The organism is Thermococcus profundus, assembly GCF_002214585.1.
In the GTDB taxonomy this organism is placed as follows: domain Archaea; phylum Methanobacteriota_B; class Thermococci; order Thermococcales; family Thermococcaceae; genus Thermococcus; species Thermococcus profundus.
The window spans coordinates 1,704,294-1,726,850 of the sequence record NZ_CP014862.1 but is presented as its reverse complement, the minus strand read 5'-3'; the positions used below and the strand labels follow the sequence as shown (position 1 = coordinate 1,726,850).

Genomic DNA, 22,557 nt, shown 5'->3' with positions numbered 1-22,557 from the left:
AAAAGATGTCAGCTCATCTCCAGCATCCGCTCGATGGCTTTTCTCGCCTTCTCCGCTATTTCTTTCGGCACTTCCACCTCGTATTTCATGTCCCTGAGCGACTCGTAGACGTGCTGGAGTGTTATCGCCTTCATCCCGATGCAGGTTGCATCTTCTCTGGCTGGGTGGAACTTTATGTTCGGATAGAGCCTCTGGAGGCGGTACACCATCTCCCTCTCCGTGAAGACTACCCACTCGTCCCACTCTGGGGCCCTCTTGATCATGCCGCCGGTTGAAACTATCACGTCTGCCCGCTCCTGCACTTCTGGCTCGCACTCCGGGTGAACCATGAGCTTGGCGTTCGGGTAGAGTTGCCTAGCCCTCTCAACGTCCTCCAGCGTGAACTTTCTGTGGACGTAGCAGTGGCCGTTCGGCGGAACTGGGATTATCTTCTTGCCGGTCATTTTGGCGACGTAATGGCCGAGGTTCTTGTCCGGGCCGAATATCACAACGTCTGAATCGAGCTTTGAAACGATTTTAGCGGCGTTGGCTGAGGTAACGGTTACATCAGCAAGAGCCTTGGCCTCCGCGGTGCTGTTGACGTAGAGAACAACGGGAGCGTCGGGATACTTCTCCTTCGCCTCAAGGATGTGCCTAACTGTGAGCATGTTGGCCATCGCGCAGGTGGCTCTCCTGGTTGGAAGGAGGACGGTTTTACCTGGATTGAGAATCTTCGCGGTCTCGGCCATGAAGTCAACGCCGGCAAAGACTATCACATCTGCATCGACGTTGACAGCTTTTCTCGCGAGCTCAAGGCTGTCGCCGAGGAAGTCGGCTATGTCCTGCACTTCGGGCAGCTGGTAGTTGTGGGCCATGATTATGGCTTTTCTCTCCTCTTTCAGGCGGTTTATCTCCTCGATGAGCTTCTCCCTCTCCATTTTCTCACCCCTATGTTTGGGGCATGGGAGAGAACGTTAAAAGGGTTTTTGGACACCTTTGGTTAAGGGGACAGCAAGTTGGTGATTTCCTCTTCACTAAGTTCTCTAACGAGGAGGCTTCGTATCCCAAGTGATCTTGTGTGGTGGGCCATTTTCTCGTCGTCCGTTATCAACAGGGCGTCTCTCACCATAGCCAGGGCCATAAAATAACAGTCAAAGCCGGCTGCACCGGTTTTGGATGCGACTTCAATTGCATCTTCAAAAAACTCTTCTTCTTAGAGAACTTCATAGGAGATGGAAAGGGACTCAAGAACCTGCGGAATCACCCTCTCGTGGCCGTTTCTCTTCAAGACGCTGGCAACTTCGACGAGACCAGCTTTGGGTAAAGCTACGTTATGAGAATCGCATAGGTGTATTATCAGCTTCGATTTTCTATGGGTCTCGCTCTCCCTTTCAAAAATCTCCTTTGGAAGGCTTTTTCGCGGTCTCAGCAGAGCCTTTGCTATAACGCTCGTATCAAGAACCACTCTCATGATCCCCTCTCCGGATGGCTTTGATGCCCTCCTCAACATCTTCACGCGCTTCCAGCTCAAGCTCGTCCACAAGGTCTGAAAATCTCCTCTCCTCTATGTAGAGCACGAGCTTTTTTGAGGGCAGCGAGAGGGGTTTTAGAGGTTTTATAACTCCTTCTTCATAAATTGCTTCTATGATCTTGGGCATTGGCTCCACCCACAGCATTATTAAATGAGAGCCTATTTAACGTTATAGCCTGCACTTCCCGTCAAAAAAGCTCGGCCTCTCAAACTCCTTTCTCATCGCCGGAAAATCCTCGCGGTAGTGTGCCCCTCTGCTCTCCTCCCTTGCCAGCGCGCACTCCAGGACCCCCCTCGCGAGGAGCTTCATCCTTGGGTCTGCTTCAACACCATCCAGCTTCTTCAGGCCCTCCCTGAGCGTTCTCGCGTTCCGAACTATTCCGGCATGCTCCCACAGGATTCTCCTGATGGACTCAACGTCCCCATTCTCGTAGCCGTGATAATGGGGCTCCTTTACCTCCCTGACCCTCGGTCTGTCCCTCTCTATCGTCCTTGCCACTTCAAGGCCGGAGACGACGCACTCAAGGAGGGAGTTGCTCGCGAGTCTGTTTGCCCCATGGAAGCCGTTGCTCGCGGTCTCTCCTATCGCGTAGAGGTTTTTAATTCCAGTCCTGTACCATAGGTCAACTGATATTCCCCCGATGGTGTAGTGGGCTATTGGCGTCACTGGTATCCAGTCCTTCGCTGGATCAATTCCCTCCTTGGCCAGGAAGGCGTAGATCTGCGGAAACCTCTTCTTGAAGCCCTCAATCCCCGTGGCGTCGAGGAAGACCCCCTTCCCTCCCTTCATCTGGAGGTATATTGCCCTCGCCACTATGTCCCTCGTTGAGAGCTCGTTTACGAAGCGCTCCCCATCCTCGGTTACGAGCTTCGCACCGGCTCCTCTCACGGCCTCGCTGATGAGCTTGACCCCATCTTTTCCGATGAAACCTGTCGGATGGAACTGGACGAACTCAAGATCCCTTGCAAAAGCCCCTTTCATCACCGCATCCCCGATTAGGGTTCCAATGTTCGTTGGAGAACCCGCGGTGTACTTGAAGAGCCCAGTAAAGCCCCCTGAGGCTATTACCGTTGCGTCGAACTTCAGGAACTCGCCGTCCACGAAAACACCGTAGGCCTTCCCGTGCTTAACGGCAAGCTCTTCGGCCCTTCCCCTAATGAAGTTGACCCCTTTTTCCCTCGCGTGGAGATAGAGTATCTTGGTCAGGTGCTTTCCCGTCTCGTTCTTTATCGTGAAGACCCTTGGAAAGGAATGGCCCCCCTCGGTTTCGTTGGTCTCGAACTTCAGGCCTAGAGAGAGGAGGAAGCCGTAGGCCTCACTGGCCTTTGATATCACGCTCCAGACAACTTCCTCGTCGTTGAGGTACTTGCCGGCTTTTACCGTGTCGATGACGTGAGCCCTCGGAGAGTCTCCCTCTAGAACTGGAATGGCAACACCCGCCTGGGCCAGATATGAGTTCGTACTCTTTATCCCGGTGTGGATGAGCGTAACCTCGTAGCCGCGCCCCGCCAGTGACAGCGCGGCAGTCAGTCCAGCAATGCCGCCGCCGATGATTCCAATGGATGTCATCGATCTCACCTGGTTGGAGTACCCGCGGTAGCTTAAAAACCTCTTGGGGGGATGGAACTCAAACCCCCTGGGTCTTTCGGGGAAGGTTTACAAACGTAAAGCTTTTAAGCAGATGCATACATTCGTACATGGTGATCCCATGAAGAAAAAACTCCTGATAGCGCTCTCATACGCTGCACCGATACTCGCGGCCATCAGCGTCCTGCTGATTGCCTGATGAAACGTCAAAAATCTCGATTTAGATTGATGTATGTTCAAAATTTTCCTTGTTTCTTTAATGTCCTTCGCCACATCTTCAGCTTTCTGCCCGAAAAAGCCAAATACTACAAAGCTCATTTCGGTGCGGTGATGTCCATGATGGGTGAAGTCGAGGTTGTAAGAAAAGCCCCTGGAAAGCTTGAAAGGGGGGAGGGAGAAACCGTTCGTTAGGGAAAACTCAGAGGAGCTCTTGTTCGATGTGTTAAAAGAGGGTCTTTTCTGGGCCGCGCTCGGCCGTCCGTCTGAGGTCATGCCGTTTTTGAGGGGCAAGCTTTTGGGCAATGGCTTCAGCCCTAGGGCCAGAGAGGAGCTTCAGTGGTTGCTTGACCAGCTTGAGAGGTACTACGAGCACGTCTCCAGGGCAGGGATCGTTGAGGAGAGGCACTTAAGGGCAGTGAAGTCTTTCTACCGCGACATAGTCGTTGTTCTCTCAATGGAGAGGGCTTAGCTTTTTAACCTCTCCATTCTATTCTCCCCGGGATGATGAGGGAAGTTTCGTCCGAGCGGTGAGGAAACTCGCATGGGCTGACCACCCTCAACTCTTTTAAGGCACATCTCTTTTTGAAACCGGGAGAGAAAAATGGAAGCGGAGAAACTTGCAAAGTTCATCTCTCACCTGAGGGTTTTGATTGAGATGGAGCGGAAGGCCGAGATTGAGGCCATGCGCTTAGAGATGAGGCGCCTCAGCGGTAGGGAGAGGGAAAAAGTTGGGAGAGCGGTTCTCGGCCTCAACGGGAAGGTAGTCGGCGAGGAGCTCGGCTATTTTCTGGTGAGATATGGACGGGATAGGGAGATTAAGACCGAGATAAGCGTTGGCGACCTCGTTGTAATCAGCAAACGCGACCCGCTCAAGAGCGATCTTGTTGGAACCGTCGTGGAGAAGGGGAAGCGCTTTCTAACTGTGGCCCTCGAAACCGTCCCGGAGTGGGCACTTAAAGGCGTTAGATTGGATCTCTATGCAAACGATATAACCTTCAAGCGCTGGCTGGAGAACTTGAACAACCTGAGGGAGAGCGGAAGGCGGGCCCTTGAGCTGTATCTCGGGTTGAGAGAACCTGAGAAGGGCGAACCCCTCAATTTTACTCCCTTCGACAAGAGCCTGAACGCGAGTCAGAGGCGGGCCATAGCCGAGGCCCTTGGGAGTGAGGACTTCTTCCTCGTACACGGCCCCTTTGGGACTGGAAAGACGAGAACTCTGGTGGAGCTGATAAGGCAGGAAGTTGAGAGGGGACACAAGGTCCTCGCAACGGCCGAGAGCAACGTGGCAGTTGACAACATAGTTGAGAGGCTCGTTGATTCGGGGCTTAAGGTTGTCAGAGTTGGCCACCCCAGCAGGGTCTCCAAGGCGCTCCACGAGACGACGCTCGCCTATCTGATCACCCAGCACAACCTCTACGGAGAGCTGAGAGAGCTTAGAGTAATCGGCGAAAACCTCAAGGAGAAGAGGGACACCTTCACCAAGCCGGCCCCAAAATACAGGAGGGGTCTGGGTGACAGGGAGATTTTGAGGCTGGCTGACAAAGGAATTGGAACGAGGGGGATTTCAGCGAGAGTAATCAGGGAGATGGCGGAGTGGATAAAGCTCAATCAGCAGGTCAAGAAGACCTTTGACGATGCCAGGAAGCTTGAGGAGAGGATAGCAAGGGAGATAATTCGAGAAGCGGACGTGGTTCTTACGACGAATGCATCCGCAGGTTTAGAGGTTATTGACTACGGCGAATACGACATAGCGGTGATAGACGAGGCGACCCAGGCAACCATCCCAAGTGTCCTCATCCCGATAAACAGGGCGAAAAGGTTTGTGCTTGCCGGAGACCACAAACAGCTCCCGCCGACGATACTGAGCGAGAAGGCGAGGGAGCTTTCAAAGACTCTCTTTGAGGGCCTAATAGAGCGCTATCCGGAGAAGAGCGAGATGCTCAGGATTCAGTACAGGATGAACGAGAGGCTGATGGAGTTCCCGAGCAGGGAGTTCTACGATGGCAAAATAGAGGCCCACGAGAGCGTTAGAAACATCACGCTGGAGGATTTGGGAGTTAGAGAACCCGAGTTCGGGGATTTTTGGGATACTATCCTCAAGCCCGAAAACGTGCTGGTCTTCATTGACACTTCAAAGAGGGAAGACCGCTTCGAGAGGCAGAGGCGCGGAAGCGACAGCAGGGAGAACCCGCTTGAGGCGAAGCTCGTCGCAGAGGCCGTTGGGAAATTAATGGAAATGGGCGTAAAGCCCGAGTGGGTTGGAGTCATAACTCCCTACGACGACCAGAGGGATTTGATAAGCTCGATGGTTGGCGAAGAGGTCGAGGTCAAAACGGTCGACGGCTACCAGGGAAGGGAGAAGGAAGTTATCATCCTGTCCTTCGTCCGCTCCAACGAGAGGGGCGAGCTCGGCTTTCTGACCGACCTTAGAAGGCTCAACGTCTCCTTAACAAGGGCTAAAAGAAAGCTTATAGTCGTTGGAGACTCATCGACGCTTTCGGATCATTCCACTTACAGGCGGTTTGTGGAGTTCATGAGGAAAGATGGAGTGTCGTTGGTGTTGTAAGGACTTCAAAACTTCTCCCACTGCTGGGAGGTTTCCTATTGGACTGAACTAGGATTTGGTTGTTGAATTTGGATATACCCACTTTGGGGAGAATGCAACCAATTGAAAGGTGATGATAGTAACCCGGCGCAGTAAAAGAAGAAGTGTTAGTTCAGATTCAAAAGTATTCCGTCGGGGTTAGATTATTGCCTTTATGCTTAGAAGATCGTATAAAGCCGCTGAGCTCCCATCCCACCACCACATTCCCCGGTGGGTTTAAAAGTCAGAAAAAAATCGGTCTTTAGTGGTATAAAGCTGGAAAACCATCAAAAATGTGCCTTGGGGATCAAAGATTAAGCCGTTGCAGATTGTACCCACTCGAAAAGTTTATATGACCTTCCGCTGGAAAGAGTGATAGGGTTTAATTAAAGGATTATTGCCGGCTTCAATCTGCGGGCTGTGAAGGTGATCCATATGGACAGGTATGTAGTTGAGCGTGTAAAGACCGGCATTCCCGGTTTCGATGACCTTTTAGGCGGCGGGTTCCCTAGGGGCACCACAGTACTGGTCACAGGCCCAACGGGAACTGGAAAAACTACTTTTGCAGTGCAGTTTGTCTACAAGGGTGCGGAACTTTACGGTGAACCAGGAGTTATAGTCACTCTGGAGGAGCGGGCCCAGGATCTTAGGCGTGAGATGCTGAGCTTTGGATGGGATCTTAGGAAGTACGAGGAGGAGGGGAAGATAGCTATAATCGACGGTGTCAGCTCGGTCGTGGGGCTTCCCTCCGAAGAAAAGTTCGCCCTTGAAGACGGGCTCAACGTGGAGGGCTTTCTCAGGTACGTTTATCGTGTCGTCAAGAACATAAACGCCAAACGACTTGTGGTTGACTCGATACCTTCGATAGCAATCAGACTTCGGGAAGAGAAGGATATCAGGGAGGTCCTTCTCCGGCTTAACACGATCCTCTTGGAGATGGGCGTCACTTCCGTTCTGACAACGGAGGCTGAGGATCCCAAGAGGGGGAGGATAAGCAAGTACGGTGTTGAGGAGTACGTTTCGAGGGGCGTCGTCCTCCTGGATCTCGTTGAGAAGGATGTAGAGCTCAAGCGCTATCTCCTCGTGAGGAAGATGAGAGAAACGAGACATTCGATGAAGAAGTACCCATTTGAGATAACCGAGGATGGAATAGTGGTTTATCCAAGCGGGGAGATATACTGATGTGGGAGTGGTGATACGAATTGGCAGTCAACCGCATTGAGACCGGGATAATCGATTCCCTCATACAGGGGGGAATACCAGAGGGGAGCGTTGTACTCGTAATCGGTGACGCCAAGTCAGGGAAAACCACCTTCCAGATGCAGTTTCTTTATAACCAAGTTGTACTTAGGGGAATGCCCGGTCTTGCCATACTCGTGGATCTCCCCAAGAGGGAGTTTCTGGACATCTCAAAGGGTTTCGGATGGGACTTCTCCCCGATACTGGATGAGTACCTCTACCTTGTCGACGCGTACTCCCACAGGATAAAGAGCGCTCCCAAGTTCTCCTTCTCCGAGGACGTTATAATAGACCCCTCGAACCCCACGCAGATAGCTAAGTTTGTTAAAGATACTACCTCTAGCCTCGTTGCTAGCGGCCATACTGGCCAGATGGTTGGAGTGATAACATCCATAACCCCTCTCTTCTTCGAGAGTGAGCTGGTTGATATCTACAAGTTCTTGGAGGAGCTCAAGGACATAGCCCACCGCTACCGGCAGGTTTGGATGATAGAGATAAACACCGGCGTCGAAAAGCCCGAGGTAGAGGCCATGGTGAGGGCGATAGTCGATGGGATAATCGAACTGAAGATGTTCGAGGAGGGGAGAACGCTCAGGCGGTACATACGCGTTTATGGTATGAGGAAGACCGCCCACTCCCTCTCATGGTTCCCCTACGAAATAACGCCAAGTGGGATAATACTAAGGGGTTAACGGAGGATGTTTTTTCATTATCATCCATAGTAAGCTTTTTAAGGATGTCCTTCATAACTTCTGCTGATGGTTAGGGCAGAACTCCCTACGCTGGTACTTCTGATGGTGCTGGCTTCCCTGGTGGCAATGCACTTCGCTGTTCCAGGAAGCCCAGAAACCGGCACGTTCCTTGGCATCTGCGTGAAGTCGAATGCTGGCTATTCTATCCTCTACAACGGTACCGACACCGTTCTCGTTCCGGAAGGACTTGAGAGCGGGAGGATCTACCGAATAATGGGAAGGATAGTAGGCGAGGGTGGCCTGTCAAGGGTCTCCGGTGGGTATCGAGTGGAGCCGGTGAACACAACACCTTCCTGGGCTGAGACAGTGAGGGGCTTCTACTGGGTTAAGGGAGACAGGGCCTACGTCCTTTCCCCTCGGTGGACAGAACTCTCGGCTCCATTAGACGCCCCAAAGGGATCAAAGATAAGGGTTGTTGGAGTGTTGTATGGTTCAAAGCTCTATCCTCTTGAGTACGATGTGATTGGAGAACCCAACGGGGAATTAAAGGACGGAAAGCCAGCCCAAATTGAGGGTGTCGTTCTAGGGCACTTTGGGGCCGACAACCTTGCGGTGGTCTGGAGTGAAGGTAAGAGGATCTACGCCTATCTACCATATGGGGCTAGCATCGATCCCGGCCTCAGAGTCAGGATCCTGGGAAGGGTTCGGCTGACATCACGGATAAACATCTACGTTGATTCCGTGGAGGACTTTGAAGTCTTAGGTACTCCCGATCCTGTCCCGATAAACGGATCAACCATAGGCGAAGTTGGGGAGGGAAAATGTCGGGTTGTCAAAATCACAAAGGGCGGTCTGAGGCTTGACTGTACCGAACTTGTTCTCAGGGGGATCTCGGCGAGAACTGGAGACCTTTTGAATATAAAGGCATTGAACGCGGGCTCGTATCTGAGATGCCTCGACTGTCGGGTGGAGGAACCCAGGGAGAACCTCCCTAACGAGATATGCAATCCCGTGGAAGGGAAGTTCTCCCGGATAAGCGGGGATGTGGAGTGGGTTAAGGTATACAGAAACGGCTTTGGGCTGGCCAACGTCACTAGAGGAAGCTGTTGGGTTCTCCTCAAGCTCCCGAAGTCCCTCGGGATCACCGTCAGCGAAGGGGAGCACGTAAGCGCCTACGGCTTCTTCACAACCTACCGCGGGAAGCCCGCCTTTGAAGTTTCAAGCGGGGATGACTTATGCTCTGGGAACTGCTGAAAGGCCTTCTGATGGGGACTTTTACCGGCCTGACACCCGGCATTCACGTGAACACACTGGCGGGTATGGGCGGTTCCTTTTGCCTCCTCTTTGCAATGGGGCTGACCCACACCTTCCTCGACACCTTTCCATCGACCTTTCTTGGGGTACCCGACGAGGGAACTGCCCTCTCGATTCTACCGGCCCATAAGTTGGTTCTTGCGGGAAGGGGAAAGGAAGTTATAATTCTGGCCCTCTGGTCGAGTTTTCTGGCCGTTCTCTTTACTCCCCTCCTGTTCCCTCTCTACCGTTTTCTCGCTGCTTACTACTCCCCTTCCTTAGGAAAGGCGGCTGTGGCCTTTCTCCTCCTCTTTTTGATCGCGACCGAGAAAAAGGGTAGGAAGGTCCAGGCATCCCTCGTCATAGTGCTCTCCGGAATTCTGGGGGTTGAAGTTCTGAGGGAATCCCGACTTCACGAGCCTTTTTACCACCTCTTCACGGGCCTGTTTGGCATTCCGGTTATTCTAATGGGAATACGTTCTATCAGTCTGCCAGAGCAGGGGAAACCAGGGAATCTCGGTAGAAACGAGGTCGCTGAACTGGTGGTCTTCTCCTTCATAGGAACCTTCCTTGGCATGATCTCCTCCCTTTTGCCAGCCTTCACTGCTTCGATGGGGGCCACTATTGCAACCCTCTTCTCCAGGGGGGAGAAGAAGTTTTTGACTGCTGTTTATTCCATAAACACCGCCAACTTCCTCTTTGGTGTTCTGAACTACACTTTAACCGGGAGGACCAGAAATGGAGTGGTTGTTGCAATGGAAAGGGAGGGTCTTGCAGTTCCGAGTGTTGGCTTCATTCTTATCTCTGCTCTCTTTGTGGGCTCTTTGGCTGTTCTCTTTGGTCTCCGTTTGATGGGTCCATATCTCTCCCTCCTGAATAGGATAAACTACGGGCTTGCAAACTCTCTGGTTTTGGCGTTTCTCGTTCTCCTCTCTGGATACTTTGATGGGGTGCTCGGCCTGTGGGTCCTTCTAACTTCCGCGGGCATCGGTTATTTGGCCGGGGCGTGGAGGGTCAGGAGAACGAACTGCATGGGGGTTTTGATGGTTCCAATCCTGATAATGTGAGAGAAGAAAAATCAGGAGCTTTTCTCCTTTTGAATCCTCTGGAACTCGGAATAGTCCGTAACTATCTTCCTGTTGTCCAGGGTTTCAAAATATACCTTCTTGATCTTGACCTTCTTAACGTCGGTGTACTTCATCTGGGGTGGATCGTAGGATCCGGGCTGAACGACCTCATCCTCAACAACATAGGTCTTGAGATCGGGCTGTCCTACATACTTCCAGACCTCATAGAAGACCTCGGGGTCGAGGTGTATCTCCCCCTCGAGTTCTATCCAGTCAGCCCCTATGTCCTCCAGAAACTCCTTGACTACCTCAAAGTGCATAGAATCACCCTTCACAATATACGCTCTTGAAAGTTAAATACCTATCGCTGGGCGGTCTTGAAATAGTTGAAAGCCTTCCCTTATCTTGCCGAACTTCCAAGCCGGACAACCTTTTAAACCCCCATGAGTAGTGGGGGCGGTGGTGAGAGATGGCGAGGGTAGTCGTTGACGCGCAGGCCGCGAGAGCCATAGGTAAGGGCGCGATGATCGTGTTCAAGAAGGGCGTGGTGAGAACGGAGGGGGAGTTTTCGCCGGGGGATATAGTCGAGGTCTACACTAGGGGAGGCAAGTTCCTCGGGAAGGGCTTCGTCAACCCCAATTCCAACATAATGGTCAGGCTGATCACGAAGGACCGCGAGACCCAAGTGAACAAGGAGCTCTTCAGTGAGAGGATAAGGAAGGCCAACGAATACAGGAAGAAGGTTCTCGGCTACGACAAAGCTTACCGTATGGTCTACGGCGAAGCTGATTACCTTCCGGGTCTCATAGTGGACCGCTTCAACGAGATAGCCTCCGTTCAGATTTCCAGTGTGGGGATGGAGAGATTCAAGCTCGACCTCGCCGAGGCCATAATGGAGGCCGAACCTGAAATCGAGACCGTCTTTGAGAAGAACACTGGCAGGAGCAGAAGAAGGGAGGGCCTCCCAGAGGTCGAGCGCGTTCTCCTCGGGAAGGAGAAATATCGGACGATAATCGAGGAGGGCAGGGCGAAGTTCATAGTTGACATGCGCGGCCAGAAGACGGGCTTCTTCCTCGACCAGAGGGAGAACAGGATAGCACTGGAGAAGTACGTAAAACCTGGCATGAGGGTTTTGGATGTCTTCACATACACCGGCGGTTTCGCAATCCACGCCGCGGTCGCTGGAGCAGAGGAGGTCGTTGCCGTTGACAAATCCCCGTGGGCAATCAACATGGTGGAGGAGAACGCGAAGCTTAACGGCGTCGAGGATAGGATGAAGTACGTCGTTGGAAGCGCCTTTCCTGTCATGGAGGAGATGATAAAGAAGGGTGAGAAGTTCGACATCGTTATACTCGATCCTCCTGCCTTCGTCCAGCACGAGAAGGACCTCAAGCGCGGACTTAGAGCTTACTTCAACGTGAACTACGCTGGCCTTCAGCTGGTCAAGGAGGGCGGAATACTGGTTACTGCCTCCTGTTCCCAGCACGTCGACATGCAGGCCTTCAAGGACATGGTAATAGCGGCCGCCGCTAAAGCCGGAAAGTTCCTCAAGCTCCTCGAACCATACAGGACGCAGGCTCCAGACCATCCAATACTCATGGCCTCAAAGGACACCGAATATTTAAAGGCCCTCTTCCTCTACGTTGAGGATATGAAGTGAAGTTGAGGGACGATGAGGAGAAAGCACCTCCTCTGAGACCGGCGTGAGTGCTGAGACGCCCACGGTCTGAGTCCCTGTCCTTTTTTATTGTGGTCATTTAGATGGCCAGGATTCTTTTGTATTCGGTCATCCAAATGGCCCGATGGCGGACTTCTCCTCCCCGAGCTGGGGATATGGTAAAACAACGCTTAAAACCTCTCCATCAGCCAGGACTCGATGGAAAGGGGCTCTATTGAAACGAGCCTTCTTCCACTCAGTATCTTCTCGTTGATTGCCTCCACGTCGTTGACAACAACTCTCCCGTCATCAAAGCTCGCTCTGAACCCGTTCATCCTCTTAAGATCTTTCCCCCGCAGGTTTCCGATTACCTTCCCGTTTCTCAGGAGGACGAGGCTGTCCATCCTTTCAACATTTGTGAAGACGTGGGATACAACGATCACGTTAATCCTATGGCTAAGTTCCACAAATACCTTCATCATTATCTTCCTGGCAGTTATGTCCACGTTGCTGAAGGGCTCGTCCAGGAAAACTACCTTCGGAAGTCCGACGAAGGCACTCGCCACGAGAAACCTTCTCTTGTATCCCTGGGACAGCTCTGAAAACCGCTTCTTTCTTACCTTCTCGAGCTGGAAGAGCGAGATGATCTCATCGGAGTTGTCGGTTCCCCTTACCTCCCCAACCGTGTGGAGGTAGTCCTCAACCCTCACAAAGCCCGGGAAAACGGTTTTCTCGAAGGCAAAGCCTACCTCCCCTGGTGACAGGTCGAGGTAGTCCCTCCCGAGTATCCTTATCTCACCGGAATCCGGTTTGATGATGTTGCTGACTATCTTGATGAACGTCGTCTTCCCGCTTCCGTTCGGTCCCAGTATGAAGGAGATCCCCTCCTCCAGTGTAAAACTGACCTTGTCGAGGGCCTTCACGTTGCCGTAGGATTTACTCAAGTTTGAGCACTCTAACAGCATACATCCACCCCGCTCCGACGAGCACCAGCACTGCAAAACCAAGCGGAGAGACCTCAACCCGGGGGACGATCCGCACAACCTCCTCTTTTCCGGCCTTCAGCACGGAGACGATTCCTATCCCCCTGCCCCTTGTTTTGAAAGTCCCGTTGAAGCTTCCTTCGAAGGCCAGAATCGTCGTGTTGGAACCATGGACATCGTAGGCTCCTGCGAAGGGCAGTATCAGCTCCTTCATGAAAACGGAATACCTCCCTTCCTTTGGGTTTCCAAAGGAGGTAAATCGAACCTCCGATCCGCTCTGAGAGATGGCTAAAAGAATGAACGACGTTGTGAGTATGAACGCAATGGCCGAGAGGGCAAACACCGTGGAGAGCCTCAATAGTACTCCCCCCGCTCGAAGGCTTTAAGGGCCGCCAGCGGGGAGACCGCGAACATCGAAAGGCCGACCATGGTGGTGAGATTCATACCGTAACCCCCCGAAAGAACCAGTTCGAAGGTCCTGATGAACGGGAAGAGGATCTCTCCGTAGTTACTGGCGAAGAGGAAGATCCCGGCCACTAGGAAGGAGGAGAGGAGTGGGTAGAGGTTGTCCTTCAGGGTGGCTCCTATGAAGGCTGTGAGGAATATGCCCCAGAGGGAAGCCATGAGCGTCGAGAGGAAGAGAGACGCCAAAAGTTTTGGAGTCGCCTCAACCCCCGCAAAGGGCAGGAGAATCCAGACTCCAAGGCTCAGGAGTGAGGACACCAGGCCAGCGTAGAGGAACAGCGGGAGCGTTCTTTCAAAAAACACCCTCCTTTTGTTCCTGAGGAGCCCGATTTCGTTTATTATCGAGCCCTCTGCAATCACCCTGCAGAACGTTATCGATGTCAGGGTGGAGAGGGTGAGGAACGATCCCAGGAGGATCGTTTTGATTCCGTTTCCAAATGCCTTGACCTGGGCCTTCAGGGTTTCGGTCAGGAAGGGCTCGAGAATCTTCTCAAAGTTAGAAACTGTATCGCTTACCTCGCTCTTCTGGACGGTTTTCATGAACTCGGCACCGCCGAGGTTCCCCACGTCCAGCCCAAGGAAGGCATGCCAGGAGGCGTAGAGCACTATCGAAGGGGCCAGGATCATCAGGAGTATGATCCCCCAGCTGGATCCGATCTCGAGGGTCGTGTACCTCATTCCCTCCCCCTCCTCAAAACCGCCCCCAAAACTAAAAGGCCGAGCAGTGCAGGTATCATCAGGTAGAGCCTCTGATCGTCACCGCCTTTCTCCCCGAAAACCTTGAGCGCGTCCTCGGAAGGGGCCAGCTGAAAGCTCAGCATAACCGGTCCGGGGTAGACGCCGAAGGGATCAGAGGGGAAAAGAAGGTCAGCTCCGACTACGTAGGGGGACTTTGTCATCACCTCGGCGTACCTGAGGTCGATGGGGTTCTCGCACGTAACGTTTTTCGTGGCTATACTGGCGGAGCAGAAGACGTACTTGAACGCTCTTGTGGAGTAGAGCTCCACGGCATTGGAGATCGTGGCGATGGTGCCGTTGGCAAGTTCCGCCCTCACGGTGTTCTGCTTTTCCCTCCTCAGGAACTCGAAGTTGTGGAAGGGCTTTCCACCGTCCCGCTGAAGAATTAGGAAGGGGAAGAAAACCCTCGTCTCTTCCGTTTCGAAGGTGTTGCTCTGCTTGTCCACAAGAAAGCTTACGGTAAAAGTCCTGTTAAGGGCCCTATCGGTGAGGAGGCCCAGCTCCGTCAGGTTTTTGAGGTATGAGGGGGAATCGTTAAATTCAAACCGTACTGTTATCCTCACGTTTTTCCCCAGATCCTCAAGGCTTACAAGCTCAACCCAGCCCTGGTAAACAACGTTCCCCCCGGAGGAGTTCGTAAGGAATGGGACTGTGGTATAAGCTTCACTTCCGTTCTGATTTAAGGCCACCACGGTAACCCTGCCCTCGATTTGAGGGTGATCGAAGTTTGTGGAGCCCATAACTGTTCCCGATGTGATTGAAATCACCAAAATAAAAACGAAGAAGAGCCTCGTTTTCATACTGCTCTCACCCGCGGATGTCGAACACTCTTTCTAGTCGTAATTGGGGCTTCAAAAATATAAAAGACTTTTGGTCATTTTAGTGTTCGTACTTCATGTCGGTATTATCCGGTTATACCGGCTTTTGATTTTTAAAATCAGGCTGTGCCTCCACCTCGTTCCGACTTTGAACTTAACGTCCCTGGCTGAGTAGCCGAGCTCTTTACCTTTTTCTGCTACGGCCATTATCAGTTGCTCCTTATCGGGAAGAAAAAGGGCAACTTTACCTTCTGGATTCAAGTAATCGAGTGCCTCTTCAATGATCCTTACCGAAAACCTCTCGCCGTATTTCCCGCCGCCAACACCTTCCCTCTCCGTTAAAACACCCTTCGTTGGAGTCTCATAGTAGGGAGGAGCGGAAAAGATCACATCAAACCTCTCCCCCTCGGGCACGACATCTTTAATAATCCCGCCGTTGCTCTTGATGAGCCTAACCTTAGCACCGTTTCGCTCTATGTTCCTCCTCGCATACTCGAAGAACTCTTCATCAAGCTCCGTAGCGGTAACGTCGCAGTTGAAGAGCTTCTCCGCCATCAGGGCCATCATCGCCGTGTGTCCTGTTCCTATTTCGAGAACTCTCTCACCGCCGCGAAGGAACGTTTTGAGAAATAGGTAGCGCGAAACGGGGGTTGTGACGAGGCCTTTTGGGTGATACTCTATATCCAACCCAAAGACGGCCTTCGCTATAGCCATGTTGTATAGTATCCTGGCTTCCCTGTTCGAGAAGTCGAGCCTTCCGCGCTCGTCAATGTATTTCTCCAGCTCGGGAAAGAGTTTGACGGCCTCTTTAACCGGCAGTCCTAGCTTTCCGTCCTTCCAGGTGGGCATGGAAAAAATTGGAGAAAGCGTTTAAAAGCTCACTCCCCGGGATTCACGAGCCTTCCCATGAAGAGTATCTCCTTGGTCTCCTTATCGACTATTATGAAGGCGAACGGATGATCCGCCCTGAACTCGATGAACTTCGGTTCCCTTGTAATGACGGGTGCGGAGGCGTAGCCTATAACCGCAGTTGCCGCTGCCGCCTCTGTTCCGTTCTCGGCCACTTTGATGTAGGCCTTGTGGATAACGTCCGATATGAAAAGCCTCTCATCGCTCATTCCCGAGAAGTCGGCCCCTTCCGTGAACGCATCAACCATTCCCATTCTTCTGAGGGTCTCCTTAAGCTTGTATTCCGTACTCATCTCGAACTTGGGGATGGAGACGCTGACGTTCTCCGGCTTCATGGAGCCGAGGGCATCGAGGATGTAATCAACGCTCATGTTGCCGTCCAGCTTCCGGTAGCCGTCTACTCCCCTGGGCAGGAACACCACCATGCTCACCCTTCCTCCCCTGTAGGGGAGCTCGAGAACCTGAACCCCTCCAACCTCGGTGTAGTTGAAAACCCCCGCGGTGTGCATCATCTCTACTGTTATGTCACCGCTTGGAGTGTGGAACGTTTCGTTCGCCGTGAGCTCCGGCTCGAAGGGGTGAACCCACCGTCCGGACATGTATACTGCGTTCGTTAGAACGAACCTTGAGTTCCTGACTGAGTCGGGCGAGACGAGATCTTTTATCTTTCCATGGGTATGTTCCTCCGTCCACCTGTTTATGGTGTCAGCGGCTTTCTCTGGATCACCCGAGAAGTCCAGCTCCTCCGCGGTTCCGAGGTAGTACTTCTTGATGATGCTAACATAGGATTTCTTCAGCGGGTGGTCCTTCTGGATCCATAGGGCGTTGGCCGTCTCCAGGGAGTAGGGGCCGTTCTGGGGGTTGAGGTCGGTTATGAGCTTCCTGAACCCGGAGAGCCTCTCGCTCCTGTCCTCCGGTAGGTGGAGGATGCTCCTCATTTCCCCGGCAGTTCTCCCTCTGACCCCTTCGTATGTCATGGCTAGGGCTGTGTGGATGCTGTAAGGGGAGAAGAGCACGTTCCCTTCTCCTTTCGCGATCTCCTTGTAGAACTCGACCGCAAACGTGTCCTCCCCTGCGGCTACCTTGAGTTCGCCGTTTCCACTAAGCTGCACGTTGGTCGTGGCCTTCTCCGTGCAGCCCGCTGCTAGTACTATCAAAGCCAGAAGAACGATGGAGAGCATCTTTCTCATAGGCACCACCTAGGTTTTGACCTCGGTAGGAATAGATTGCAGTTGGTATAAATACCATTCGACAGCTTCAATCCCGTTTGAAGTGTTAACTTAAAGATGAAGAAAACTGGCGGAGGTAAATTGAAAGAGGCGATCAAAGAAGCGCCGGAGCATCACCATTGCCGTGTGCTGAGTTGAAAAGGCGCAGGGATCTCTCCAAGTAAATGTGGAAAATTGGGGAGAGGTTTAAAAGTTCAGCCCTTCGGGTTCACGAGCCTTCCCATGAAGAGGACCGTTTCAGTTTCCCTATCGTAGATGAGGAAGATGAACGGATGGTTAGCGTCGAATACCTTGGGCTTCTCGCTCTCCACTGGGGCCGCCAACGTTAGCGTAACGGCCGTTGCTGCCGCTGCCTCGGTTCCGTTCTCGGCGACGCTGATGAAGCTCTTGTGAACTGCCTGGCTAACAGCCAGAGGCTCATCGGAGATTCCGGAGAAATCGGCGTTGGTGAAGGCGCTCTTCATTCCCATTTCCATGAGAACGTCCCTGAGCTTGTAAGAAGCCCCAAACCTGAACTTTGGAACCGTCACCTCAACTTTCTCCGGATTGAGGCTTTTAATAACCCCTTCCAAGAACTGGGGTGTCAGGTTCGCTTCCAGTTCTTCAAGCCCGTTAATCTTCTTTGGTAGGATGAGCACCATGGAGAGCCTATCCCCTTCGTACGGCATCTCAAGGGCCTGGAAGGAGTCCCCCTCATCATAGTTGAAGATGCCAACCTGCTCCATGAAGGAAACCACGATCCCTCTCATCTCGGAGAGGAAGAAGGTGTCGTTGTAAGTTTTAGCGGGGTCAAAACGGTGGCTCCAGTTTGCCTTGAAGTAAACCGCGTTCGTCAAAACGAGTCTGGTGTTTGGGCTTAGTCCCTCCACGAGGTTCTTGATCCTGCCGTTGGTCTTCTCCTCGGCCCAGCGGTTTATCCTCTCCCCCGCCTCTTTGGGGTTGCCCATGAAGTTGAGGATGTGGAGCTCGCCGAGATAATAAGTCCCTATTGTCTCCACGTAATCTTTTTTGATTGGGTAACCCTCCTGAACCCAGAGGGCGTTGGCTGCGGAGAGGATATAAGGTGTGTCGTTTGAGTTCAGCGAATGCATCAAGAAGCTAAAACTGTTCAGCCTTTCCTTCCTGTCCTCCGGTAGGTGAAGAACGTTCGCGATCTCTTCGGCAGTCCTTCCCCTCGCCCCCTCGTAGAGCATGGCCAATGCGGTTTCAACGCTGAAGGGTGAGAAGAAGACGTTTCCATCCTTTTTTGCCAGCTCGCGGTAGAGGTCGAGGGCGAAGGCGTTGATTGAACTGTTTATGGAAGTCGGTGGAATCGAGGTTTTTGCACTCAGAGTCAAGTTTCCCACGGTTGCTTCAATTGTGTAGTAACCATGTTGGGGAACCGTTATTTTAACGAAAACCTCTTTAGAATCTCCATTTTTGAATAAGGTGATATTTTTAGCCGTGAGCGTTTTCCCCGTTTTGGCGTTTATCAGCCTGAAAGTGGCACTCCGATTGACGGGACCATTGGGATCCAACAGCCAGAGAAACACAAGTACCTCCGACTGGAGAGGCTCTAAGGCCATCCCAAAAGACCGAGTGGAGCCCTCTACCAAGAACATCAAATCCTCCGACTTCTCGTTCGGTTTGGACCCTATCACGGCTATCGTGGCTTCAGATGATCCCGAAGAGTCATTCACGTTCTCGTAACTAGAATTTGCGATGGGTGTCGAAGTCGTGCTCGTGTTCTCCCAGGCCGTAGAGTTCGTGGTGGAAGATGCATAGCTTGAGTTTTCCCCGTTAGGGGAGCTTGAAGTGGAGGATGCCCCAGAATTGCTCGGGGATGAGACGCAACCGCTGCTCAAAATAAGGATCAGGAGAAGGAGTACGAGGATTGCCTTCTTCCTCAGCATCACAGCCACCAAGTAAATATCTCAACCATTCCTTAAGTAGCTTGCCACAGCTTCAAAATAAGTTGAAGTGTCGGAAGTTGCATCGCTTAGATGGGGAGGATACAAAAGCAAGAAGAGAAAGTCAGAGGAGAGCAAGGGCCGCCATGACCTTCGCGTCCTCGACCATGTTGTCTATCTTGGCGTACTCGTTGGGCTGATGTGCCATCTCATCAAGGGTAGCCCACACGACGGCTGGAATCCCAAGCCTCCTGAAGAAGGCCGCGAAGGTTCCACCGCCTATTCCTCCAACTACCGCCTCTTTGCCCCTCAGCTTCTTCAGCGCCTCCCTCAGGAGAACCACTATCTCGCTGTTGGGGTCGGTCGGTGGAGCGGCGTCACCGCGCTGGAGAATTTCGATGTCTACTTCCGGCAGGACCTTACCGTTGATTTCCTTCTTATGCCTCTCTTTGACCTCCTCGGCTAGAGCTTTCACGTCGTTTAACACATCATCGAGGCTGTAATCGGGTAGAATCCTGCAGTCGAACACAACCTCGTGCTCTCCCGGCGCTATGTTCGGAGAATCCGCGGGGTTCTTGACCATCGTAGGCTCGAAGGTGCTCTCCGGCGGATCGAAGAGCTCGTCCCTTTTGTCGTACTTCTCGTGGAGGAGTTTATCCAGGTTGTAAGCTAAATCAAGGGCAACGCGGTGGGCGTTGAGCCCCTTGTCCGGCATGCTCGCGTGAACCTGCTTGCCCTTCACCTTCAGCTTGAACCAGAGGATGCTCTTCTCGGCGACCTCGATGAAGGTTCCGTCCTCGTTTCCACCGTCCGGAACCAGAACGAGGTCGTCCTTCCTGAAGAGCTCCGGGTGGTTCTTCACCAGCCACTCAACGCCGTAGTGGCTTCCCGTCTCCTCATCGCTGACGAAGGCCAAAATCACTGTCCTCTTCGGCCTGATTCCGAGGTTCATCATGGCCTTAACAGCGTACAGGGAAGCGACGAGGCTCTGTCCATTGTCCTCGCTTCCCCTGCCGTAGACCTTCCCGTCCTTGACAAGGGGTTTGAACGGCTCGGTTACCGTCCACTTGCTCAGGTCTCCGGGCGGGACGACGTCGATATGGGTTAAAATCCAGAGGCGCGGGCTCTTGTCCCCCTCCTGGCCGTAGTAGTAGGCCAGAATGCTCGGCCTCACGCCGTTCTTCGCCCTCTCGTCCGGGGCCTCGTAGACCTCGACCTTGTCGAAGGGCCAGTCCTTTATTATCTCGAGCAGCTTCTGCGCCTTGTCGTACTCCCCCTCGTAGCCGTAGTCCGGGCTTATCGCGGGGATTTTGATGAGTTCGACGAGGGTGTTCACCATCTCGTCCCTGAGCTTCCCAACTTCTCTCACAACAGTCTCAAGTTCCACCATTAGGACCACCGAACAAACTTGGCGTTGAAGCTTAAACCCTTTGCGGGCAACCTTTTATATACCCCACCTCATACTTATCCCGTCCGCAGAAGGAAAGGAGGTGTTGAATTGATAGAGATAACCTTCCTCGGGAGCGGGGGTGGGCGGTTCATCACAATAACTCAGTTCCGCTCCACGGGGGGATTCCACATCAGGGCCAGCAGGAACCTCTACGTCGATCCAGGGCCCGGGGCGCTCGTCAGGAGCTGGCGCTACAAGCTCGATCCAAGGAAGCTCGACGCTATCTTCGTCTCCCACAGGCACGTCGATCACTGCAACGACCTTGAGATCATGGTTGAGGCTATGACGGGGGGCGCTCTCAAGAAGAGGGGAGTTTTAATAGCGTCGAAGAGCGTCGTCTACGGGGACGAGGATCACACACCGGCCATAAGCAAGTACCACATTGACGTCCTCGAGAGCGTCCACACTCCCGAACCCGGCAACAAGATAGGCCTAGGAGATGAGGAGCTCCTGATAACGCCGGCAAGGCACTCGGATCCGACAACGATAGGCTTCAGGATGAAGACCGCCTTCGGAGATATCTCCTACATCCCGGACACAGCCTACTTCGACGAACTGGTGCAGTGGCACGATGGAACAAGGGTTCTCATAGCCGCTATAACTCGGCCGAGGGACATGGGCATTCCCTATCACATGAGCACCGACGACGCGGTTGAAATGCTCAAGAGCATGGAGGAGAAGCCGGAGATCCTGATAATGAACCACATAGGCATGAAGATGCACTTCGCCAACCCCTACAAGGAGGCCAAGTACCTCGAGAACGTCACCGGAGTCAAGACCTACATCGCCAAGGAAGGCTTCCGTGTGATGATCGATAAAAATGAGATAGCGGTCAGGACTCTGAGGCCTGCCAGGTTCGTTTAGCCTTTCTTTTTATCAGGTCTTCTACAATTTTTGAGACCGTTCTGAAGGCAAGCTCGAAGAGCTCGTCGCGCCTCCTCTCGTTCGGGGCCTCCACAACGACCCTTATCTTCGGTTCTGTACCGCTCGGTCTCACGAGAACCCACGAACGATCCCTTAAGTTGAAGCGGTAGCCGGAGATCGTCAGCACCTCCGCAATCTCGCTTCCGAGGGCTTCTTCCAGCGCTCTCCCTGCCTTTTTAACGACCTCTCCCTTGAATTCGTCCGGGCACTTCACGTTCTTTTTAACTAGGTAATAGGTGGGGATGTTCTCCCGGATGATCTCCGAGAGGGGCTTTCCCTCCTCGTCGATGAGCTTTATCAGGAGCCCCATCGTCACGAAGCTGTCTATCCAGGGTCCGAACTTTGGGTGAACGAGCTTCCAGGGCTCGGCGGCAAAGATGGCCCCATAGCGCTTTATTCCATCGTGGGGCTGGCCGAGGGGAACGCGGTAGACCTTTCCACCGGCTCTCTCGACGACCTCGTCTATCCTCGACCCCGTGTTTATCGAGGTGACGACGACGCCTCCACCGTGTTCCTCAACGTAGAGCTTGGCGAAGAGCGCTATTAACGTGTCCTCGTCCACGTAGTTTCCCTTCTCGTCAAAGACCGCTATTCTGTCGGCGTCCCCGTCCTGCGCTATCGCTAAATCAGCATTGAGTTTTCTCACCAGCTTCCCGAGATAGGCTATGTTCTCATAGCGAGGCTCGGGCTTCCTTCCCGGGAAGTGGCCGTCCACGTGTGAGTTAACGCTGAAAACTTTGGCTCCCATCTCCCTGAGGAGGTAAGGCGCCACAACGCTCCCTGCACCGTTGGCGCCGTCGTAAAGAACCTTAAGGTCGGTCTCGTGGTTCACGAAGTCGAGCACGGCTGAGATGTACTCGCCCCTGACATCTTCACTCTCGACCATGCCTATTTCATCCCACCTGGCTTTTTTGAAGCTCCCGGAGAAGATTATCTCCTCCAGCTCGCGCTCCTGTTCAATGTAGAACTCGGTTCCGTCGCCGTTGAAGACCTTTATTCCGTTGTCCGTGGGGGGGTTGTGGGAAGCGGTTATCATGACCCCAGCATTGGCCTTCCTGCTCGTGGCCCACGCGAGTGTGGGAGTTGGGATGAGGCCGAGATCTAGAACAGAGGATCCTGAAGCGAGGAGTCCCGAGACGAGGGCGCTCTGGAGCATCACGCTCGAGGTTCTTCCGTCCCTAGCCACGGCTGTTTTTCCGCCCTTATACGTCGCGACGGCCATTCCGACCTTGAGGGCCAAGTCAGGGGTAACCTTTTTCCACAGAGTCCCGCGGATCCCAGCGGTTCCAAAGAGCTTCATGAT

22 protein-coding genes are annotated in these 22,557 nt (G+C 53.0%); 8 read left to right on the top strand and 14 right to left on the bottom strand.

Annotated elements, in window-relative coordinates:
* Window positions 1-8 precede the first annotated feature (8 nt).
* The 4 genes from nadA to A3L09_RS09240 form a co-directional block, all read right to left on the bottom strand.
* Window positions 9-917, bottom strand: a complete 909-nt coding sequence (gene nadA / locus A3L09_RS09255) for a quinolinate synthase NadA (RefSeq protein ID WP_088858683.1) — start codon at window positions 915-917, stop codon at window positions 9-11.
* Window positions 918-1,192: 275 nt separating this feature from the next.
* The gene (locus tag A3L09_RS09250) at window positions 1,193-1,450 is read right to left on the bottom strand and encodes a hypothetical protein (RefSeq protein WP_088858682.1); all 258 of its coding nucleotides are present in this window, start codon (window positions 1,448-1,450) and stop codon (window positions 1,193-1,195) included.
* Window positions 1,434-1,637, bottom strand: coding sequence for an antitoxin family protein (locus A3L09_RS09245; protein WP_088858681.1), 204 nt, complete (start codon window positions 1,635-1,637; stop codon window positions 1,434-1,436). Before A3L09_RS09245 ends, A3L09_RS09250 begins: the two co-directional genes overlap by 17 nt.
* A 42-nt stretch (window positions 1,638-1,679) precedes the next feature.
* Window positions 1,680-3,080, bottom strand: a complete 1,401-nt coding sequence (locus tag A3L09_RS09240) for an L-aspartate oxidase (protein ID WP_088858680.1) — start codon at window positions 3,078-3,080, stop codon at window positions 1,680-1,682.
* Window positions 3,081-3,588: 508 nt separating this feature from the next.
* Here A3L09_RS09240 and A3L09_RS11060 point away from each other — a divergent pair.
* The 6 genes from A3L09_RS11060 (at window position 3,589) to A3L09_RS09210 (ending at window position 10,192) form a co-directional block, all read left to right on the top strand.
* The gene (locus tag A3L09_RS11060; RefSeq protein ID WP_232473521.1) at window positions 3,589-3,786 is read left to right on the top strand and encodes a hypothetical protein; all 198 of its coding nucleotides are present in this window, start codon (window positions 3,589-3,591) and stop codon (window positions 3,784-3,786) included.
* 132 nt (window positions 3,787-3,918) lie between these two features.
* The gene (locus tag A3L09_RS09230) at window positions 3,919-5,883 is read left to right on the top strand and encodes an IGHMBP2 family helicase (protein WP_088858678.1); all 1,965 of its coding nucleotides are present in this window, start codon (window positions 3,919-3,921) and stop codon (window positions 5,881-5,883) included.
* Between the two features lie 453 nt (window positions 5,884-6,336).
* Entirely contained in the window at window positions 6,337-7,083 is a 747-nt protein-coding gene (locus tag A3L09_RS09225) for an ATPase domain-containing protein (protein ID WP_088858677.1), read from the top strand.
* Window positions 7,084-7,103: 20 nt separating this feature from the next.
* Window positions 7,104-7,832, top strand: coding sequence for an RAD55 family ATPase (locus A3L09_RS09220; protein WP_088858676.1), 729 nt, complete (start codon window positions 7,104-7,106; stop codon window positions 7,830-7,832).
* Window positions 7,833-7,898: 66 nt separating this feature from the next.
* Window positions 7,899-9,086, top strand: coding sequence for a hypothetical protein (locus A3L09_RS09215; protein ID WP_088858675.1), 1,188 nt, complete (start codon window positions 7,899-7,901; stop codon window positions 9,084-9,086).
* The gene (locus A3L09_RS09210; RefSeq protein WP_088858674.1) at window positions 9,068-10,192 is read left to right on the top strand and encodes a tripartite tricarboxylate transporter permease; all 1,125 of its coding nucleotides are present in this window, start codon (window positions 9,068-9,070) and stop codon (window positions 10,190-10,192) included. The genes A3L09_RS09215 and A3L09_RS09210 overlap by 19 nt, the downstream gene beginning before the upstream one ends.
* A gap of 11 nt (window positions 10,193-10,203) precedes the next feature.
* Here the strand turns inward: A3L09_RS09210 and A3L09_RS09205 are convergent, their stop codons facing one another.
* Entirely contained in the window at window positions 10,204-10,512 is a 309-nt protein-coding gene (locus tag A3L09_RS09205; protein ID WP_088858673.1) for a DUF5748 family protein, read from the bottom strand.
* Between the two features lie 149 nt (window positions 10,513-10,661).
* On the opposite strand from A3L09_RS09205, the gene A3L09_RS09200 reads away from it, so the two are divergent.
* Complete coding sequence (locus A3L09_RS09200) at window positions 10,662-11,852, top strand: class I SAM-dependent rRNA methyltransferase (RefSeq protein ID WP_088858672.1); 1,191 nt, start codon at window positions 10,662-10,664, stop codon at window positions 11,850-11,852.
* A 188-nt stretch (window positions 11,853-12,040) separates the two neighbouring features.
* On the opposite strand, the gene A3L09_RS09195 is transcribed toward A3L09_RS09200, so the two are convergent.
* From A3L09_RS09195 to A3L09_RS09160, 8 genes are all read right to left on the bottom strand, one after another.
* A complete protein-coding gene (locus A3L09_RS09195; protein WP_088858671.1) occupies window positions 12,041-12,814 on the bottom strand; it encodes an ABC transporter ATP-binding protein in 774 nt (257 codons plus the stop codon).
* A complete protein-coding gene (locus A3L09_RS09190; RefSeq protein WP_088858670.1) occupies window positions 12,786-13,190 on the bottom strand; it encodes a hypothetical protein in 405 nt (134 codons plus the stop codon). Before A3L09_RS09190 ends, A3L09_RS09195 begins: the two co-directional genes overlap by 29 nt.
* A complete protein-coding gene (locus A3L09_RS09185; RefSeq protein WP_088858669.1) occupies window positions 13,187-13,975 on the bottom strand; it encodes a hypothetical protein in 789 nt (262 codons plus the stop codon). Before A3L09_RS09185 ends, A3L09_RS09190 begins: the two co-directional genes overlap by 4 nt.
* The gene (locus tag A3L09_RS09180) at window positions 13,972-14,835 is read right to left on the bottom strand and encodes a hypothetical protein (protein WP_157727227.1); all 864 of its coding nucleotides are present in this window, start codon (window positions 14,833-14,835) and stop codon (window positions 13,972-13,974) included. Before A3L09_RS09180 ends, A3L09_RS09185 begins: the two co-directional genes overlap by 4 nt.
* 93 nt (window positions 14,836-14,928) lie before the next feature.
* Entirely contained in the window at window positions 14,929-15,702 is a 774-nt protein-coding gene (locus A3L09_RS09175; protein WP_088858667.1) for a methyltransferase domain-containing protein, read from the bottom strand.
* Window positions 15,703-15,731: 29 nt separating this feature from the next.
* Window positions 15,732-16,952 (bottom strand): serpin family protein, encoded by a 1,221-nt coding sequence (locus A3L09_RS09170; RefSeq protein WP_088858666.1) that lies wholly within the window; start codon window positions 16,950-16,952, stop codon window positions 15,732-15,734.
* 233 nt (window positions 16,953-17,185) lie between these two features.
* Complete coding sequence (locus tag A3L09_RS09165; protein ID WP_088858665.1) at window positions 17,186-18,883, bottom strand: serpin family protein; 1,698 nt, start codon at window positions 18,881-18,883, stop codon at window positions 17,186-17,188.
* Window positions 18,884-19,004: 121 nt separating this feature from the next.
* A complete protein-coding gene (locus A3L09_RS09160; RefSeq protein WP_088858664.1) occupies window positions 19,005-20,270 on the bottom strand; it encodes a M20 family metallo-hydrolase in 1,266 nt (421 codons plus the stop codon).
* A gap of 108 nt (window positions 20,271-20,378) precedes the next feature.
* Between A3L09_RS09160 and A3L09_RS09155 the strand changes: the two genes are divergently transcribed.
* Window positions 20,379-21,194: an MBL fold metallo-hydrolase gene (locus A3L09_RS09155; protein ID WP_088858663.1), complete on the top strand. Its 816-nt coding sequence runs from the start codon at window positions 20,379-20,381 to the stop codon at window positions 21,192-21,194.
* Here the strand turns inward: A3L09_RS09155 and glmM are convergent.
* Window positions 21,163-22,554: a phosphoglucosamine mutase gene (gene glmM, locus A3L09_RS09150; RefSeq protein WP_088858662.1), complete on the bottom strand. Its 1,392-nt coding sequence runs from the start codon at window positions 22,552-22,554 to the stop codon at window positions 21,163-21,165. The genes A3L09_RS09155 and glmM overlap by 32 nt on opposite strands.
* Window positions 22,555-22,557 lie beyond the last annotated feature (3 nt).

Coding starts and splice junctions, on each gene's coding strand:
- nadA (WP_088858683.1), bottom strand. CDS start 917: ATGGAGAGGGAGAAGCTCATCGAGGAGATAAACCGCCTGAAAGAGGAG.
- A3L09_RS09250 (WP_088858682.1), bottom strand. CDS start 1,450: ATGAGAGTGGTTCTTGATACGAGCGTTATAGCAAAGGCTCTGCTGAGA.
- A3L09_RS09245 (WP_088858681.1), bottom strand. CDS start 1,637: ATGCCCAAGATCATAGAAGCAATTTATGAAGAAGGAGTTATAAAACCT.
- A3L09_RS09240 (WP_088858680.1), bottom strand. CDS start 3,080: ATGACATCCATTGGAATCATCGGCGGCGGCATTGCTGGACTGACTGCC.
- A3L09_RS11060 (WP_232473521.1), top strand. CDS start 3,589: ATGCCGTTTTTGAGGGGCAAGCTTTTGGGCAATGGCTTCAGCCCTAGG.
- A3L09_RS09230 (WP_088858678.1), top strand. CDS start 3,919: ATGGAAGCGGAGAAACTTGCAAAGTTCATCTCTCACCTGAGGGTTTTG.
- A3L09_RS09225 (WP_088858677.1), top strand. CDS start 6,337: ATGGACAGGTATGTAGTTGAGCGTGTAAAGACCGGCATTCCCGGTTTC.
- A3L09_RS09215 (WP_088858675.1), top strand. CDS start 7,899: ATGGTTAGGGCAGAACTCCCTACGCTGGTACTTCTGATGGTGCTGGCT.
- A3L09_RS09210 (WP_088858674.1), top strand. CDS start 9,068: ATGCTCTGGGAACTGCTGAAAGGCCTTCTGATGGGGACTTTTACCGGC.
- A3L09_RS09205 (WP_088858673.1), bottom strand. CDS start 10,512: ATGCACTTTGAGGTAGTCAAGGAGTTTCTGGAGGACATAGGGGCTGAC.
- A3L09_RS09200 (WP_088858672.1), top strand. CDS start 10,662: ATGGCGAGGGTAGTCGTTGACGCGCAGGCCGCGAGAGCCATAGGTAAG.
- A3L09_RS09195 (WP_088858671.1), bottom strand. CDS start 12,814: ATGCTGTTAGAGTGCTCAAACTTGAGTAAATCCTACGGCAACGTGAAG.
- A3L09_RS09185 (WP_088858669.1), bottom strand. CDS start 13,975: ATGAGGTACACGACCCTCGAGATCGGATCCAGCTGGGGGATCATACTC.
- A3L09_RS09180 (WP_157727227.1), bottom strand. CDS start 14,835: ATGAAAACGAGGCTCTTCTTCGTTTTTATTTTGGTGATTTCAATCACA.
- A3L09_RS09175 (WP_088858667.1), bottom strand. CDS start 15,702: ATGCCCACCTGGAAGGACGGAAAGCTAGGACTGCCGGTTAAAGAGGCC.
- A3L09_RS09170 (WP_088858666.1), bottom strand. CDS start 16,952: ATGAGAAAGATGCTCTCCATCGTTCTTCTGGCTTTGATAGTACTAGCA.
- A3L09_RS09165 (WP_088858665.1), bottom strand. CDS start 18,883: ATGCTGAGGAAGAAGGCAATCCTCGTACTCCTTCTCCTGATCCTTATT.
- A3L09_RS09160 (WP_088858664.1), bottom strand. CDS start 20,270: ATGGTGGAACTTGAGACTGTTGTGAGAGAAGTTGGGAAGCTCAGGGAC.
- glmM (WP_088858662.1), bottom strand. CDS start 22,554: ATGAAGCTCTTTGGAACCGCTGGGATCCGCGGGACTCTGTGGAAAAAG.